This is a genomic window from Ornithinicoccus sp., assembly GCF_057176825.1.
Genome location: NZ_CM169976.1, coordinates 3252316 through 3268940 on the forward strand (window position 1 = coordinate 3252316; position 16625 = coordinate 3268940).

A 16625-nucleotide genomic window follows, 5' to 3' on the forward strand; every position below is an offset into this window, starting at 1 on the left:
TGTGGAGACCTTTCGGCTGTGGCAGGGTCTAAACATCCGATGATTAGGAGACTTCCCCGGGGGAAACTCCATGGTGGCCGAGATATCGCGTCATCGCCCGCGAAGAGTCGGGAACAGCCATCTGATGATTCGCCCCGGGGAAGGTCTACCGACGCGAACAGAGAGGTCCGCACATGGTGCAGCACGAGGCGTGGTTCAGGAGATTGGTCCCGACCGTGATCGTGAGCGTCGCCCTCAGTGGGGCGGTGCTGCCACTGGCGGGAGTGACGGGTGCCTCGGGTGACACCCCGGCTGCCGCGGACCCTGCCCCGGCAGTGGTCCAGGACTCATCGGCCGACCCCCTGCGACTGTGGTACGACGCGCCGGCGACGGACTGGGAGTCGGAGTCCCTGCCGATCGGCAACGGCGCCATGGGCGCCACCGTCTTCGGTGGGGTGGAGCAGGAGCGTCTGACGTTTAACGAGAAGACCTTGTGGTCGGGGGGGCCCGGCTCGCCCGGCTACAACTTCGGCAACTGGGAGGACCCGCGGCCCGGCGCCCTGGAGGAGGTCCGCGACCGGATCGACAGCGAGGGTAAGGCCGGCCCCGGCTGGGTGGCGGGCATGCTCGGACAGCCCAAGACCGGCTACGGCTCCTACCAGGTCTTCGGCGACCTGCTCCTCAGCACCCCGACCGCCGCAGACTCGGTCACTGCATACGAGCGCTATCTCGACATCGGCGACGCGGTCGCCGGCGTGGGCTACTCCGCCGACGGGGTCGCGCACACCCGCACGTACTTCGGATCGGCACCCGCCGGGGTCCTGGTCGGCCAGATCTCGGCGGACGCGCCCGGGTCGGTGTCGCTCGTCGCGGCCCTGGACACCGCGGACAACCGGGACGTGGACCTCACCGCACAGGACGGACGGATCACCCTGAACGGGACGCTGGCGGACAACGGCCTGCAGTTCACCTCCCAGGTCCAGGTCGTCAACGAGGGCGGCACCCGGAGCGACAACCCCGATGGCAGTGTCACGGTCACCGGGGCGGACCGCGTGCTGCTCGTGCTCGGAGCCGGCACGGACTATGCCGCCGACTACCCCGACTACCGCGGGGAGGCTCCCGCGCCGCGGGTCACCGCCCAGGTGGACGACGCCGTGGAGGCCGGCTACCAGACGCTCCTGGCTGAGCACCAGGCTGACTACCACGAGCTGTTCGACCGGGTCGAGCTCGACGTCGGCCAGCAGATGCCGGACCTGCCCACCGACGAGTTGCTGGCCGCCTACCGCGCCGGGACGCTGACCCCGGAGCAGCAGGCTGCCCTTGAGGTCCTGTATTTCCAGTACGGTCGCTACCTGCTCGTCGCCTCGTCGCGGGCCGGCTCGCTGCCTGCCAACCTGCAGGGCGTGTGGGCCAACACCACGTCACCGCCGTGGAGCGCGGACTACCACACCAACATCAATCTGCAGATGAACTACTGGCCCGCCGAGGTCACCAACCTCTCGGAGACGACCGAGCCGCTCTGGGACTACGTGGATGGGCTGGTCGAGCCGGGCGAGGTGACCGCCCAGGAGATGTTCGACGCCCGGGGGTGGGTGGTGCACAACGAGACCACGCCCTACGGCTTCACCGGCGTGCACGACTGGGCCTCGGCCTTCTGGTTCCCGGAGGCCGGCGCGTGGTTGGCCAAGCACTACTGGGAGCACTACCAGTTCACCGGTGACGAGGAGTTCCTCACCGAACGCGCCTACCCGATGATGAAGTCGCTGAGCCAGTTCTGGGCGGACACCCTGGTCACCGACCCCCGCGACGGCACGCTCGTGGCCAACCCGAGCTACTCGCCGGAGCAGGGCGACTTCACCGCCGGCGCCGCCATGTCCCAGCAGATCGTGTGGGGCCTGCTCACCGACACCGAACGGGCCGCCGAGCTGGTCGGCGACGACGACGCCGCATTCCGGCAGGAGCTGACGCAGGCCCTGGAGGAGATCGACCCGGGGCTGCGGGTCGGGTCGTGGGGCCAGCTGCAGGAGTGGAAGGAGGACCTGGACGACCCGGGCAACACGCACCGGCACGTCTCGCACCTGTATGCCGTGCACCCCGGCGACCAGGTCACCACGGCGATGCCCGAGTTCTTCGAGGCCGCGAAGGTGTCCCTGCGCGCCCGCGGGGACGGGGGCACCGGGTGGAGCAAGGCGTGGAAGGTGAACTTCTGGGCCCGGCTGCTGGACGGCAACCACTCCCACACGATGCTCAGCGAGCTGCTGCGGCAGAGCACCCTGGACAACCTGTGGGACACCCACCCGCCGTTCCAGATCGACGGCAACTTCGGCGGCACGGCCGGGGTCGCCGAGATGTTGCTGCAGAGCCACCGGGACGGGATCGACGTGCTGCCCGCACTGCCCGACGTGTGGTCCGAAGGATCGGTGACCGGGCTCCGTGCCAGGGGCGACGTGACGGTCGATGCGCAGTGGTCCTCCGGCGTCCCGACCCGGATCACCCTGCACGCCGGACGCTCGGCTCCGCTCACCGCCCGCTCCGCGATGTTCGAGGGACGGGTCGAGGTGGTGGACCTGGCCACCGGCGAGCGGGTCCCGGGGGCCCGGGTCAAGGACGGTGTCCTGACCCTCCGGGGCGCCCGCGCGGGACACAGCTACCAGGCGACCAGCACCGCCACGCTGGACGTCTCCGGGCCGGACACGGCCGAGACCGGCACACCGTTCCCGGTGCAGGTCACCGTGACTGCTGACGGCAGTGCGCTGCCGGCCGGCGAGCTCACCCTGGACCTGCCCGACGGATGGACCGCCGAGCCCGCCTCCCGGCGGCTCGGTGTGGTGCGGCCGGGCGAGCCGGTCGAGGTGGGCTTCGAGGTCACCCCGGGCGAGGCGTCGGCGGCGGTGGATCGCATCGCGGTCCGCCACGAGGCGCGCACCGTCACCCTGCACGGTTACCTGGGTGTCCGGATGAGCCCGCCTGCGCCGTGCGAGAGTCCGGACCCCGCGGGCAGCCTGGTGGCCTGGGACCCGACGTCCGGGAGCACGGTGCAGGACAGCAGCGGCCACGGGCGACACGCCACCGTGCACGGGACCGCCGCCTACGACGACTCCGCCCCGACCGGCAGCGGCCTCGTCCTGGACGGCGACACGTTCCTGTCCACCGAGCCCACCACACTCGGTTTCCTGCCGGAGGCCACCTTCGCGACCGAGGTCCGGATCACCGAGGGCCAGAGCCACCGGCGGCTCTTCGACTCCCAAACCTCCGGTGACCCGGGCACCGACGGCGTGCTCCTGGACGTCACGCCGGCGGGTCTGCTGCGGTTCATCGGCGCGGGGGAGAACGTCACGACGACGGCCGAGCTCCCGACCGGTCGATGGTTCGACCTGGTCGTGACCCTGGAGGAGACGGGTGCCCTGACGGTGTACGTCGACGGCGAGGAGGCCGGCACCGGTCAGACCGGCAGGACAGGCATCGTCGGCTGCACCGAGCGCCCGCTGCGGTTCGGTGCCGACCAGTCCGGCGGGCAGCGGATCTCCGGCGGGGTCGACCGGACGGCCATCTTCGCCAGGGTACTCACGGCCGAGGAGGTGGCCGACTGGCACGCGATCGCGTTCGACTGACGCATTCCCGTATGCCGTCAGCGGGGTGATCGCTCAGGCGCGCCCGGTCTCGGCGATGGTGGCCGACCCGACGACGCGGGTCCCCTCGTAGAGGACGACCGACTGCCCGGGGGCGACACCCCGGATGCGGCGCTCCAGGCGGACCTGCACGCAGTCCCCGTCGGCCCACGCGGTGGCCGGGACCTCCTCGCCGTGCGCCCGCACCTGGGCGCCGACGCTGACCACGCCCTCCGGGGCCGGACCGCACCAGCGGGCGTGGTCGCCGGTGATCGCATCGACCCCGAGCAGTTCCCGGGTGCCCACGACGACGGTGTTGCTGCGTGGCTCGGTGGACACGACATACCGCGGTTGTCCGTCCGCGGCGGGCACCTGCAACCCGAGGCCGCGGCGCTGCCCGACGGTGTAGCCGAACGCCCCGCGGTGCTCCCCCAGCACCGTGCCGTCGGTGTCCACGATCTCCCCGGGCTGCTCGCCCAGGCGCTGCTCCAGCCAGCCGCGGGTGTTGCCGTCGGCGATGAAGCAGATGTCGTGGCTGTCCGGCTTCTTGGCGACCGAGAAGCCACGCTCGGCGGCCTCGGCGCGGATGTCGGGCTTGGTGGTGTCGCCGAGCGGGAAGAAGGAGCGGGCCAGCTGGTCGGCGTCCAACACCCCGAGCACGTACGACTGGTCCTTGGCCATGTCGACGGCACGGTGCAGCTCCCGGCGCACCCCGCCGTCGGCGGCCGAGTCGGGCACCTCGACGATCTGGGCGTAGTGCCCCGTCGCCACGGCGTCGAAGCCCAGGGCGAGGGCCTTGTCCAGCAGCGCGGCAAACTTGATCTTCTCGTTGCAGCGCAGGCACGGGTTGGGGGTGCGGCCGGCGGCGTACTCGGCCACGAAGTCCTCGACCACGTCCTCGCGGAACCGTTGCGCCATGTCCCAGACGTAGAACGGGATGCCGAGCCGGTCGGCGACCCGGCGGGCATCGCCGGCGTCCTCGATGGTGCAACAGCCGCGGGCGCTCTCGCGCAGCGTCGCGGCGGACTGCGACAGCGCCAGGTGCACCCCGACCACCTCGTGGCCGGCCTCCAGCATCCGGGCAGCGGCGACGGCGGAGTCCACGCCCCCGCTCATCGCGGCGACGACACGCATCAGGCAGACCGCCCCGCGGTGCCCCGTCCGTTGCTGGCTGCGCGGGCCCGCCGGGCCCGGTCGACGGCGGCCGGAAGCGCGGCGAGGAAGGCGTCCACGTCGGCCTCGGTGGACGTGTGCCCCAGGGAGAGGCGGAGGGCGCCGCGCGCGTCGGACTCCTCGATCCCCATGGCCAGCAGCACGTGGCTGGGCTGCGGCACCCCAGCCTGGCAGGCGGACCCGGTCGAGCACTGCACCCCGGCGGCGTCGAGCAGGTAGAGCAGGGAGTCACCGTCGCACCCGGGCACCCGCAGGTGGGCGTTGGCCGGCAGGCGATGTATGCCGTCACCCGGCGTCCACGCCCCGGTCACCTCGATCGTGGGGTCCAGTGCCCGGGCGCCCTCGATGAGCCGGTCACGCAGCCCCACCAACCGGGCGGCGAGCTCGGCCTGGTGGGTGACCGCGTGCCGCACCGCGACCGCGAGGCCGGCGATGGCCGGGGTGTCGAGGGTGCCGCTGCGGATCTGTCGCTCCTGCCCACCGCCGTGGGACAGCGGGACCGGCTGCTGGTCGCGGCCGGCGATGAGCAGGCCCACCCCCAGGGGGCCACCGATCTTGTGGCCGGTCAGGGTGACCAGGTCGGCCGGGCTCGCGGCCAGGTCGACCGGGACCTGGCCCAGCGCCTGGACGGCGTCGGTGTGGAACGGCACGCCGAACTCGCGGGCCACCTGCCCGATCCCGGCGACCGGTTGCACCGTCCCGACCTCGTTGTTGGCCCACATCACGCTGACGAGGGCCGCGGAGCCGGGGTCGGACTCCAGCGCCGCGCGGACGACGTCGGGGTGCACGACCCCGTCGGCATCCGGCTCCAGGAAGGTGACCGGGGCCTCGTAGCTCTTGACGAGGTACTCCACCGAGTCCAGCACGGCGTGGTGCTCCACGCCGCTGACCAGCAGGCGGGTGCGCTGTGGGTCGGCCGTGCGACGGGCCAGCCAGGTGCCCTTGACCGCCAGGTTGTCCGACTCGGTCCCGCCGGAGGTGAAGATGACCTCCGAGGGCCGGCAGCCGAGGTGCTCGGCGATCGACTCGCGGGACTCCTCGACGACCCTGCGGGCCGCTCGGCCCGTGGTGTGCAGCGAACTGGGGTTGCCCAGCCGCGCCATCTCTTCGGAGACGGCGGCGATGACCTCCGGCAGCACCGGGGTCGTGGCGGCGTGGTCCAGGTAGGTCAGCTGGTCGAGCACTTGAGGATTCTACGTCCTCCCACCGGGGTGGCGGTCAGCCCTTGCGGGACTTCACCTCGGCGGCGGCCTGCGGCAACACCTGGAACAGGTCACCGACGACGCCGAAGTCCACTAGCTCGAAGATCGGGGCCTCGGGGTCCTTGTTGACGGCCACGATCGTCTTGGACGTCTGCATCCCGGCCCGGTGCTGGATCGCGCCGGAGATCCCGGCGGCGACGTAGAGCTGCGGGGAGACCTGCACGCCGGTCTGTCCGACCTGGGAGGAGTGCGGGTACCAGCCGGCGTCGACCGCAGCGCGGGAGGCGCCGACAGCGGCGCCCAGGGTGTCGGCGAACTCCTCGACCGGGCCGAAGTCCCCGCCGGTGCCGCGGCCGCCGGAGACCACGATGGGGGCCTCGGTCAGCTGCGGGCGCCCCGACTTCTCCTTGGGCTTGACCTCGACGATCCGCGCGGCCTTGGCCGCGTCGCTGAGCTCGACGGACACGGCCTCGACGGTGCCGGGCGAGGGGGCCTCGGCGACCGGGATCGAGTTGGCCTTGACGGTGACGACCGGGGAGCCGTGGCTCACCAGCGAGGTGACCGTGTAGTTGCCGGCGAAGACCGACTGGGTGGTGCGGACCCCGCCGTCACCGGCCTGCACGTCGACGGCGTCGGTGACCAGGCCGGAGCCCGTCTTCACCGCCAGCCGGGCCCCGATCTCCTTGCCCTCGGAGGTCGAGGGCAGCAGCACCGCGGCCGGGCTGGTGGTCTCCACCAACTGCGCCAGCACCTCGGCGACCGGGGCCACCAGGTACTCCCCCACCTCGGGTGACTCCACGGCATACACCGTGTGGGCACCGAACCGACCCAGCAGGGGGGCGATCCGCTCGGCGCCGGACCCGACATACACCGCCGACGCCTCACCCAGCCGGGTCGCCGCGGTCAGCATCTCTGCCGTGCTCTTGCGCACGGCCCCGTCGACGTGGTCGACCAGCACGAGAACCTCAGCCATCACATACTCCTCTTCGCTCGTTAACCAGTCGACTCAGACGAACTTGCGGGACGCCAGGAACGCGGCCAGGGCCTTGCCGCCCTCGCCCTCGTCGGTCACGACCTCACCCTGGGTGCGCGGCGGCCGCGCCTCGACGGACTCCACCGTGGACCACGCCGCGTCCAGCCCCACCTGGGAGGCGTCCACCCCGAGATCGGCCAGCGACCAGGTCTCGACCGGCTTCTTCTTGGCCGCCATGATCCCCTTGAAGGAGGGGTAGCGCGGCTCGTTGATCTGGTCCGTCACGGACACGACTGCCGGCAGCGTCGCCTCGACCGTCTCGGATGCCGCGTCCCCGTCCCGGCGGATCCGGACCGTCGAGCCGTCCACGGTCAGCTCGGAGGCCATCGTGACCTGGGGCAGCCCGAGCCGCTCGGCCAGCATCGCCGGCACCACGCTCATCGAGCCGTCGGTGGAGGCCAGGCCGGTCAGCACCAGGTCCACCCCGCCCAGCTTGGTGATGGCCTCGGCCAGCACCAACGAGGTGGCCAGCGCGTCCGAGCCGGCGAGCGCCTCGTCGGAGATGTGGACGCCCTTGTCGGCGCCCATCTGGAGGGCCTTCTTGAGCGCGTCGGCGGCCTTCTCCGGGCCCATGGTGAGGACGGTGACCTCGCCCTCGCCCGCCTCGACCAGCTTCAGGGCCTCCTCGACCGCGTACTCGTCCAGCTCCGACAGCAGCCCGTCGACCGCGTCCCGGTCCGTGGTGTGGTCGGCCTCGAACGAGCGCTCGGACTGGGCATCCGGCACGTGCTTGACAAGGACAGCGATGTTCACGTCACACATCTTCCTGGTGGGTGGTCAGGTCTCGGGGTCATCTTCGCACTTCCTACCGGTCGGTTCCGAACCGACCTCTCCCGCTCACGCGAACAGGCGCACCACGGCGTCCATGCCGAGGACGACCAGGGTCAGGAACGGGAACATCAGCGCCAGCAGCCAGGGCCGGGGGGCCCGCTGCGGCCGGGGCTGGCGCGGGTCGCGGATCGGGTCGGGCGTGGACATGTCCGGCCAGGTCAGGGCCACGTTGAGCACAAGCAGCAGCAGCCCCGCCCCGAGGACCGGGCCCCAGCCCGGCTCGGCGACCTCCTGCCGCCACAGGGCCTGGGGCAGGATCATCGCGATGAGCACCGCGAAGGGCAACGCGAAGATCGACCACCGGTGCCGCATGATCCACCCCATCACCGGGCCGGGCCGGGCCATGACGAAGCCGGCCAGGCCCAGGCACAGCGCGAGGGCGACCAGGTCACCGGCGCTGACGCCGACCGCGGTGCCGTCGAGCCAGGCGTCGACGGCACGGGGCACCAGGACCAGGGCGACCACTCCGCATACGAGTCCCAGGGCGGTGCGGACGCTGAGGCCGAGCCCCTCCGGCGGCTGCTCCCCGTGCAGGGTCCGGGCGTAGTCGGCCGGGTCGCCGAAGGCCTCGGTGGCGCTCTCCCCCGACTCGGCGCAGTGCGCGTCGACGGTGGCCAGCGCGTCGCCGATCTGGTCGCCGGGCACGTCCGCCAGGCGCAGCTCGATGATGAACGTCTCCCTCCAGGCCGGGTCGATGTGCGGCGTCGCGAGGGCGCCGTCCGCGCCGGCGCGGCGGTGGGCGTGGGTGTCGTTCATGACGATGTCCTCTCCGGCGCCGTGTCGGGCTGCCGTATGTCGTGAGCCGGGTCGGGGCTTCCCGTCCGGTCGGTGAGGGCCCGGGTGAGTTCGGTGAACCGCGCCCACTCCCCGGCCTGCCGGGCGGCTTCGGCGCGCCCGGCGGTGGTCAGTGCGTAGAACTTGCGCCCGGGGCCGCCCTCGCCGGGCCGCCACTCGACCTCGACGAGACCCTGGGACTCCAGCCGGTTGAGCAGCGGGTAGAGGGTGCCCCCCTTGACGGCGCCGAGCCCGGCCTCCGAGAGGCGCGTCGCGATGGCGTAGCCGTAGGTCGCGCCGTCCTCCAGGATGCGGAGCACGCACACCCCGAGCACGCCCCGGAGCCACTCGCTGGGCCAGTCGCTGTCTGTGCGCATAGCTAGACAGTATGCCTTACTAGTCAGAGAGTCAAACTAGTCAGGCGGTCGGTGTAGTGACGCGGTCCTGCTTCGGGGATCTGCGCCGGCTTCCCCCGGAACCTGGCGCTCTCGACCGGGACAGCTTCCGCAACGAAGCGCAGGATTATCGGGCGACCCGATAATCCTGCGCGAGGTGCGGTGAGGTGAGTGGCTCAGCGGCCGGTGAACTCCGCCTTCCCGGGGCCGTTCTGCACGAACGAGGTCATCCCGATCGAGCGGTCCTCGGTGGCGAAGACGCCGGCGAACTGCATCGCCTCGATCGCCAGGCCGGTGTCCAGGTCGGTCTCGAGGCCGCGGTCGACGGCCTCCTTGATGGCGCGCAGCGCGAGGGCGGGGCCCCCGACGTAGCGCGACATCCGCTCCAGGGCCGTCGCGTAGACGTCCGCGGCGGGCACCACCTCGTCGACCAGGCCGATCTCCAGCGCCTCGGCGGCGTCCACCATGCGGCCGGAGTACAGCAGGTCCTTGGCCTTGGCGGGGCCGACCAGGCGGGGCAGCCGCTGGGTGCCCCCGGCGCCGGGGGTGACCCCCAGGAGCACCTCGGGCTGGCCCAGCTTGGCGTCGTCCGCGGCGATCCGGAAGTCGCAGCACATCGCCAGCTCACACCCGGCGCCCAGCGCGTAGCCGGTGATCGCGGCCACCGTCGGCTTGGGGATGCGGGCGACGGCGCTGAACCGCTCCTGGATCTCGGTGGCGCGCTTGACCATGTCCGGGTAGGACATGTCCTGCATCTCCTTGATGTCCGCGCCGGCGGCGAAGACCGTGTCCCCGCCCCAGAAGATGACCGCGGCTACCTCGGGATCGGCCGACACCTGACGCGCCGCCTCCCCCAGGGCGTCCTGCACCTCGATGTCGAGGGGGTTCATCTTGGGCCGGTCGATGCGGACCGTCGCGACCCCGTCGGCGACCTCGACCCGGACGTACTCGCTCACGCCGACGGGCCCTCGTCGCGCCGCTGGACACCCTCGGACAGCCACGGGCCGACGGTCGAGGTCTTGCCGGCCTCGTCCTGGGCCACGGGCGGCTCCTCCCCCGCCTCGAGCGCAGCCTCGCGCTGGGACTTGGACACCGCGTTCTTGTGCCACAGGGCGACCGCCTGCAGGATCAGCCCGGTCGCGATCTGCAGCTTGCCCTTCGGGTCCTCGTTGCGGGCGATGACCTGCTCGACGCTGAGCACCAGGTTGCCGGCGGCGATCCCGGCCTTGACGAGATTCACCCCCAGGGTGACGTCGTTGCAGGCGTTGAGCCGGGTCAGCATGTCGCCCGGCACCGTGTCGGCGACCTTCCACTGGCCGAAGGTGCGCATGATGTCGACCTGGCCGCCCTTGAGGCAGCGGACGAACAGCTGCTGGTCGCGGGAGGTGAACTTCACGTCACCGGCCTGGTCCAGGTCGGGCGACATCTGCAGGTCCTGGAGGGCGTCCAGGACGCGGCCGCGCAGCGGGTGCTCCTCGGGGGGCGGGGGAAAGTTGGGCAGTGAGGTCGGGTCGGTCATACATTCCAACGTACCCACTCCCTAGGCTGATCTCCATGCCAGCCCCCCGCCGCTCCACGGACGTCCCTCCGCGGTTGGGGGTCACCCTCGACGGGGACGGCGCATGGGTGGCCGTCCTGGCCCGGCACGCCACGGCCGTTGACCTGTGCCTGTTCGACGAGGCGGGCGGTGAGCGGCGCGTCCCACTGAGCCACACGGCATACGGGATCTGGTGGGACCACGTGCCGGGCATCACGCCCGGTCAGCGCTACGGCTACCGGGTCCACGGCCCCTGGTCGCCCGCGCAGGGGCACCGGCACAACCCCGCCAAGCTGCTGCTCGACCCGTATGCCGGGGCGGTGGACGGCGAGGTCGGGTGGGGACCCGAGGTCTTCGGGCACGTCGTGGATCACCGGTGGTCCGGGGACGGCGAGGCGCCCGACGGACGGGACAGCTCGGCATACGTGCCCCGGTCGGTGGTGGTGGACCACGCCTTCGACTGGGGCGACGACACCCGCCCGGAGGTGCCCTGGTCCCAGACGGTCGTCTACGAGGCGCACGTGCGGGGGCTGACCATGCGGCACCCGGACGTGCCGGAGGAACTGCGCGGGACGTATGCCGCGCTCGGGCACCCCGCGGTCCTGGAGCACCTCGTCGGGCTGGGCGTGACCACGCTGGAGCTGCTGCCGGTGCACGCCTTCAGCCACGAGCCGCGGCTGGTGCAGCTGGGGCTGAGCAACTACTGGGGCTACAACACCCTCGGGTTCTTCGCCCCGCACGCCCCGTATGCCGTGGCGCGGGACCCGCAGGGCGTCGTCGATGAGGTGAAGGGCGCCGTGCGGGCGCTGCACGCGGCGGGCATCGAGGTGGTGCTCGACGTGGTCTACAACCACACGGCCGAGCAGGGCTCACCGACCGGGGCGACGCTGAGCTGGCGCGGGCTGGACAACGCGACCTACTACCGGTTGGACGGCCGCGGCCGTGACGTCGACGTCACCGGGTGCGGCAACACCGTGGACCTGCGCGAGCCGATGGTGGCCAAGATGGTGCTGGACTCGTTGCGGCACTGGGTCACCGAGTATCACGTGGACGGGTTCCGGTTCGACCTGGCGCCGGCGCTGGCCCGCGGGCGGGACGACGCCTACGACCCGGACCACGCCTTCCACGTGGCGCTGCGCACCGACCCGGTGCTGTCCCGGGTCAAGCTCATCGCCGAGCCGTGGGACATCGGGGTCCACGGGTGGCGGACGGGGCAGTTCCCGCCGCCGTTCACCGAGTGGAACGACCGGTTCCGCGACACCGTCCGCACCTTCTGGCTGGCCGACAGCGCCCGCGAGCTCGTCGGACAGACCGGCCACGGGATCGGCGAGTTGGCCACCCGCCTCGGTGGGTCGGAGGACCTGTTCGCGGTGGAGGACCGCGGGCCGATCGCCTCGGTGAACTACGTGACCGCCCACGACGGGTACACGCTCGCCGACACCACGGCATACGAGCACAAGCACAACGAGGCCAACGGCGAGGACAACCGGGACGGCCACGGCGACAACCGCAGTTGGAACCACGGCGTCGAGGGGCCGACCGACGACCCGGACGTGCTGGCGGCTCGGCGGCGGTCGGTGCGCAACCTGCAGGCGACGACGCTGTTCAGCGCGGGCGTGCCGATGCTGGCCGCCGGCGACGAGATCGGCAAGACCCAGGGCGGCAACAACAACGCCTACTGCCAGGACAACGCGACGAGCTGGTTGGACTGGGATCTGACCCCGGAGGCGGAGGACCTGCGGGCAACGGTCGCCGCGCTGATCGGGCTGCGCCGGGCGCACCGGGCGCTGCGGCCCGTGGACTTCCCCCGGTTCGACCCCGAGCCGGGGCGGGCGCGGGTGCGGTGGTTCACCCCGGACGGTGACGTCCTCGACGAGGAGCAGTGGCGCGACCCGTCCCGGCGCACTGTCGTCGCGCTCCTGGAGGACTTCAACGGCGAGGACGACGCGGTGCTGTGGGTGCTGCACGCCGGCGCCGCCGCCGCGACCGTGCGCCTGCCGAAGGTGGACGGCCTGACCGGCGCCCGGGTGCTCTGGGACAGCACCTGGGAGCGCCCGCGCGGGGGCGGCTCCCAGTCAGCAGGGGAAACGTTCCTGGTCGGGCCACGCTCAACCCTCCTGCTAGCTCCCACCCAATTTTCGTAGCGAGTTTGTCGCCCCACCCGTAATTTCGTAGCGGATTTGCCGTCCCCGAGATCTCCCCGTCAGGTCCGCAGATTCTGTCGCACCAGGAATCCCGACCTGGCGGGCACCAAGCCTGGCGCCTGGCTCAACAGGAGTCAGTCGTCGCCGATGGGCGGGCACACCCATGAGTCGAGCCGCCGATCCCGAGCCCTGGCGGTCGCGTAGCCCGCGAGCAACTTGTCGCCCATGCCAACCCGGTCGGATCTCCAGATCTCCACCACGGTCATGTTCATCGCGCCGAACCGCTCAAACCGCGCCCTGTCGTGTTCCGGAGCCTGGTCCAGCAGGTGGACGTACCCCTGGTACTCCCCGGTCAGGCCCGACTCCTCCTCGAACAGGTCCGGGCGCCCCACAAACTGTCCGAAGCGATCGTGGATGGGCTGGTTGACCAGGGGCGTGGGGAGCCCGACACGAATCCAGTGGTAGCGCATCTCGCTCTCGGGCACCGACTCCGCCCGATCGCTCATCAGCGGTGCCAGCTCACGCACCCGGGCCACGCGGTGCAGGCCTCCGAGGGGGTCAAGGAACTCGCCGAACGACTCGGGGTCGATCAGTCCGAACCGGAAGGAGAGGTCCAGCATCGCCAGACGCCTGGCGTCGCGAGGCGCCCAGCGCGCAAGGTCGAGCGCCGTCCGCTCCGGGGACGTGACCACGATGCCGCCACGCTCGACGCGGTGCGCCTCGGGCACCCGCGAGCGCCGGGGACGCAGCCCACGGACGTCGTAGGAGCCGGCGCTGTCGGGGACGGATAGGTCCACCGGTGCCAGCTTGGTCCCGTCGAGGGTTCCGTCCAGGAAGTCCGGCGTCACCCCGTAGAGCGCTGCCGCTGCCCAACCGCAGAGCACCGCGCCGGAGGGTGCCTTCTGCACGGCGGCCCGGATCCGGATCAGCCGTGGATCAGCTGGCGGGTCGCCCACCAGACGCACCCCGGTCATCCCGTCCACCCGGGGTAGCGCGTCGATCTGCCCTCGCTTCATGCCCTCCGCCCGAAGTTCGGCAGGGCGTTTGATCTGGAACGTCACCATCCACACCTCCGGGAACACCCTCACCCCGTGACGCACAGAGGGAAAGCGTCGGTGTCGCACCTGTGGATAGGGCAGGCCTATACGCCCCGTTGGGGACAACCCGTCGGGGACAACACGTTGGGACAACGAGGACGGGTGACGCCACGTGTCCCACCTGCTGCCGACGCCAGAGATGCCGGTGCCCCGCCGGCGAGGACCGACGGGGCACCAGTGTGGGATGCAAACCCGCTACGAAAAGGCGGGACCGGGCGTCAAACCCGCTAGGAAAATTGGCTAGGGGTTGGCGACCAGGCCCAACTCAGCGACCGAGGACAGCAGCGGGTGGGCGGGGAGGATGCGGACGGTCCAGCCCAGGGAGCCGGTGCGGGACAGCGTCAGCTCGCCCTCGAACCGGTGCCGCCCGCCCTCGTAGGACTCGGTCACCTCCAGCGTGCTGGTCTCGACATCGGTCAACTCATCGGCCTCCGAGGCGCGGCCGAAGGCGACCTGGACCTGGACCTCGGAGGGCGCCAGGTCGCCGAGGGCGACAAAGGCCCGCACCCGTACGGTCTCGCCGAGGCGCGGGGTGTCCCCGACGCCGTCGGCCTCAACGTGGTCGACGCGCACCGTGGGCCACGCGCTGTCCACCCGCCCGACATAGCCCGCCAGGTCGCGGGCGCCCGCGAAGTCCTCGCGCGCAGCGGCCCACCCGGCGCGGGCCGCGGGCAGGTAGAGGTCCTGGGTGTAGTCGCGCACCATCCGGTCGGCCATCACCTTGGGCCCGAGCGTGGACAGGGTGTGCGTGATCATCTCCAGCCAGCGGGTCGGCAGGCCCTGCTCGTCCCGGTCGAAGAAGGTCGGCACCACGGAGTTCTCCAGCAGGTCGTAGAGCGCGGCAGCCTCCAGGTCGTCGCGCCGCTCGGGGTCCTCGACCCCGTCGGCGGTCGGGATGGCCCACCCGTTCTCGCCGTCGAACCACTCGTCCCACCAGCCGTCCAGGATGGACAGGTTCAGCGCGCCGTTGAGCGCGGCCTTCATCCCGGACGTGCCACACGCCTCGAACGGGCGCAGCGGGTTGTTCAGCCACACGTCGCAGCCCGGGTAGAGGGTCTGTGCCATGGCGATGTCGTAGTTGGGCAGGAACACGATCCGCCGGCGGAACTCCGGGTCGTCGGTGAACCGCACCATCTCCTGGATGAGCTTCTTGCCGGTGTCGTCGGCCGGGTGCGCCTTGCCGGCGATGACCAACTGCACCGGGCGGTCCGGGTCGAGCAGGATCTTGGCCAGACGCTCCGGGTCGCGCAGCATCAGGGTCAACCGCTTGTATGTCGGCACTCGCCTCGCGAAGCCGATCGTCAGGGCGTCGGGGTCCAGCACGTCGTCCACCCAGCCGAGCTCGGCGGCGGTCGAGCCGCGGTGCCGCAGCGACTTGCGCAGCCGGTCCCGGGCGTTCGACACCAACTGCTCGCGCAGCTCGCGCTTGGTGGCCCAGATCCGGTCGGCGGGCACCTGACCGGCCTGCGGCCAGGGGTCCGGCCCGAACGCGGCGTCACCGAGGAACTCCCGCGCCAGCGACTGCACCTTGCGGTCCACCCAGGTGCCGGCGTGGACGCCGTTGGTGATCGAACCGATCGGCACCTCGGCATCGTCGAAGCCCGGCCACAGGCCGTTGAACATGCCGCGGCTGACCTCCCCGTGCAGCTCGGACACCCCGTTGGCCCGCTGCCCCAGCCGCAACCCCATCACGGCCATGTTGAACACGCCCGGGTCTCCCCCGGCATACGTCTCGGCGCCCAGCTCCAGGAGCCGGTCCACCGGCACGCCCGCCAGCTCGGCCGGGCCGCCGAAGTGCAACTGGATCTGGTTGACCCCGAAGCGGTCGATCCCCGCGGGCACCGGCGTGTGGGTGGTGAACACGGTGCTGGCCCGCACCGCCCGCAGCGCCTCGTCGAAGGCCAGCCCGCGGCCCACCAGCTCGCTGATCCGCTCGATGCCCTGGAAACCGGCGTGGCCCTCGTTGGTGTGGTAGACCGACGGCTCCGGCGCCCCGGACAACCGCGACCACAGGCGCAGCGCACGGACGCCGCCGATACCCAGCAGCATCTCCTGCTGCAGCCGCTGGTCGCCGCCGCCGCCGTAGAGCCGGTCGGTCAGGTCCCGCTTGCTCGGCTCGTTGGTCTCCACGTCGGAGTCCAGCAGCAGCAACGGCACCCGGCCCACCTGGGCGCGCCAGACGTAGGCGTCCAGGTGCCCGCCGGCGGGCATCGCCAGGGAGATCACGGCCGGGGTGCCGTCCTCCTCCCGGAGCAGCGACAACGGCAGGTCGTCGGGGTCCAGGACCGGGTAGGACTCCTGCTGCCACCCGTCGGCGTTGAGCCGCTGGCGGAAGTAGCCGCTCTTGTAGAACAGCCCGAGCCCGACGATCGGCACCCCCAGGTCGGAGGCGGACTTCAGGTGGTCGCCGGCGAGGATGCCCAGGCCGCCGGAGTACTGCGGCAATGCCGCGGTGATCCCGAACTCGGGCGAGAAGTAGGCGATCGCCTCCGGGAAGCCCTCCTGCTGGCCCTCCTGCCCGGCGGGTCCGGCCGCGGCGGCGGCCTCCTGATACCACCGGGGCTCGGTCAGGTACCGGCCCAGCCCGGCACCGGCCTCCTGGACCCGGGCCACGAACTCGGCGTCGCCGGCGAGGCGGTCCAGGTCGTCCGGGGTCAGCGCGCTGAGCATCGCCACGGGGTCGTGCCGCACGGAATCCCACAGGTCCGGGTCGATGCCCCGGAACAGGTCTTGCGTGGGCAGGTGCCAGCACCAGCGCAGGTTGAGGGCCAACTCGGTCAGGGGGGTCAACTCTGCCGGGAGCACGGTGCCGACATGGAGCCTTCGGATCGCCTTCACGAGGCAGAGGATAG

General features: G+C 71.7%; 12 protein-coding genes. 2 read left to right on the forward strand and 10 right to left on the reverse strand.

All coding sequences use genetic code 11. The annotated features are described in order from the left end of the window. Positions 1-173: 173 nt before the first annotated feature. Entirely contained in the window at positions 174-3590 is a 3417-nt protein-coding gene (locus AC1QRC_RS16305; protein ID WP_484204310.1) for a glycosyl hydrolase family 95 catalytic domain-containing protein, read from the forward strand. A gap of 33 nt (positions 3591-3623) precedes the next feature. Here AC1QRC_RS16305 and mnmA read toward each other — a convergent pair whose 3' ends face one another. The 8 genes from mnmA to AC1QRC_RS16345 all read right to left on the reverse strand — a co-directional run bounded on the left by mnmA (position 3624) and on the right by AC1QRC_RS16345 (position 10514). Further along, a complete protein-coding gene (gene mnmA, locus AC1QRC_RS16310) occupies positions 3624-4721 on the reverse strand; it encodes a tRNA 2-thiouridine(34) synthase MnmA (RefSeq protein ID WP_484204311.1) in 1098 nt (365 codons plus the stop codon). Further along, the gene (locus AC1QRC_RS16315) at positions 4721-5944 is read right to left on the reverse strand and encodes a cysteine desulfurase family protein (RefSeq protein ID WP_484204312.1); all 1224 of its coding nucleotides are present in this window, start codon (positions 5942-5944) and stop codon (positions 4721-4723) included. The genes mnmA and AC1QRC_RS16315 overlap by 1 nt, the downstream gene beginning before the upstream one ends. Before the next feature lie 34 nt (positions 5945-5978). After that, positions 5979-6935 carry an electron transfer flavoprotein subunit alpha/FixB family protein gene (locus AC1QRC_RS16320; protein ID WP_484204313.1) on the reverse strand — a complete coding sequence of 319 codons (957 nt, stop codon included), beginning with the start codon at positions 6933-6935 and terminating at the stop codon, positions 5979-5981. Between the two features lie 33 nt (positions 6936-6968). Next, on the reverse strand, positions 6969-7748 hold the full coding sequence (locus AC1QRC_RS16325; protein ID WP_484204314.1) for an electron transfer flavoprotein subunit beta/FixA family protein: 780 nt from the start codon (positions 7746-7748) through the stop codon (positions 6969-6971). Between the two features lie 84 nt (positions 7749-7832). Continuing rightward, a complete protein-coding gene (locus tag AC1QRC_RS16330; protein ID WP_484204315.1) occupies positions 7833-8582 on the reverse strand; it encodes a hypothetical protein in 750 nt (249 codons plus the stop codon). Then, entirely contained in the window at positions 8579-8977 is a 399-nt protein-coding gene (locus AC1QRC_RS16335; RefSeq protein ID WP_484204316.1) for a PadR family transcriptional regulator, read from the reverse strand. The genes AC1QRC_RS16330 and AC1QRC_RS16335 overlap by 4 nt, the downstream gene beginning before the upstream one ends. A gap of 194 nt (positions 8978-9171) precedes the next feature. Continuing rightward, positions 9172-9951: an enoyl-CoA hydratase/isomerase family protein gene (locus AC1QRC_RS16340; RefSeq protein ID WP_484204317.1), complete on the reverse strand. Its 780-nt coding sequence runs from the start codon at positions 9949-9951 to the stop codon at positions 9172-9174. Beyond that, the gene (locus AC1QRC_RS16345) at positions 9948-10514 is read right to left on the reverse strand and encodes a hypothetical protein (RefSeq protein WP_484204318.1); all 567 of its coding nucleotides are present in this window, start codon (positions 10512-10514) and stop codon (positions 9948-9950) included. The genes AC1QRC_RS16340 and AC1QRC_RS16345 overlap by 4 nt, the downstream gene beginning before the upstream one ends. Before the next feature lie 35 nt (positions 10515-10549). On the opposite strand from AC1QRC_RS16345, the gene glgX reads away from it, so the two are divergent. Continuing rightward, positions 10550-12676 carry a glycogen debranching protein GlgX gene (gene glgX, locus AC1QRC_RS16350; protein ID WP_484204319.1) on the forward strand — a complete coding sequence of 709 codons (2127 nt, stop codon included), beginning with the start codon at positions 10550-10552 and terminating at the stop codon, positions 12674-12676. 134 nt (positions 12677-12810) lie between these two features. Here the strand turns inward: glgX and AC1QRC_RS16355 are convergent, their stop codons facing one another. Both AC1QRC_RS16355 and glgP read right to left on the reverse strand, forming a co-directional pair. Then, positions 12811-13737: a hypothetical protein gene (locus AC1QRC_RS16355; RefSeq protein ID WP_484204320.1), complete on the reverse strand. Its 927-nt coding sequence runs from the start codon at positions 13735-13737 to the stop codon at positions 12811-12813. Between the two features lie 276 nt (positions 13738-14013). Then, positions 14014-16611, reverse strand: a complete 2598-nt coding sequence (gene glgP / locus AC1QRC_RS16360) for an alpha-glucan family phosphorylase (protein ID WP_484204321.1) — start codon at positions 16609-16611, stop codon at positions 14014-14016. Positions 16612-16625: the final 14 nt, after the last annotated feature.

Excerpts from the sequence above, each read along its gene's own strand:
- AC1QRC_RS16305 (WP_484204310.1), top strand. The coding sequence starts at position 174 with ATGGTGCAGCACGAGGCGTGGTTCAGGAGATTGGTCCCGACCGTGATC.
- mnmA (WP_484204311.1), bottom strand. The coding sequence starts at position 4,721 with ATGCGTGTCGTCGCCGCGATGAGCGGGGGCGTGGACTCCGCCGTCGCC.
- AC1QRC_RS16320 (WP_484204313.1), bottom strand. The coding sequence starts at position 6,935 with ATGGCTGAGGTTCTCGTGCTGGTCGACCACGTCGACGGGGCCGTGCGC.
- AC1QRC_RS16330 (WP_484204315.1), bottom strand. The coding sequence starts at position 8,582 with ATGAACGACACCCACGCCCACCGCCGCGCCGGCGCGGACGGCGCCCTC.
- AC1QRC_RS16335 (WP_484204316.1), bottom strand. The coding sequence starts at position 8,977 with ATGCGCACAGACAGCGACTGGCCCAGCGAGTGGCTCCGGGGCGTGCTC.
- AC1QRC_RS16345 (WP_484204318.1), bottom strand. The coding sequence starts at position 10,514 with ATGACCGACCCGACCTCACTGCCCAACTTTCCCCCGCCCCCCGAGGAG.
- glgX (WP_484204319.1), top strand. The coding sequence starts at position 10,550 with ATGCCAGCCCCCCGCCGCTCCACGGACGTCCCTCCGCGGTTGGGGGTC.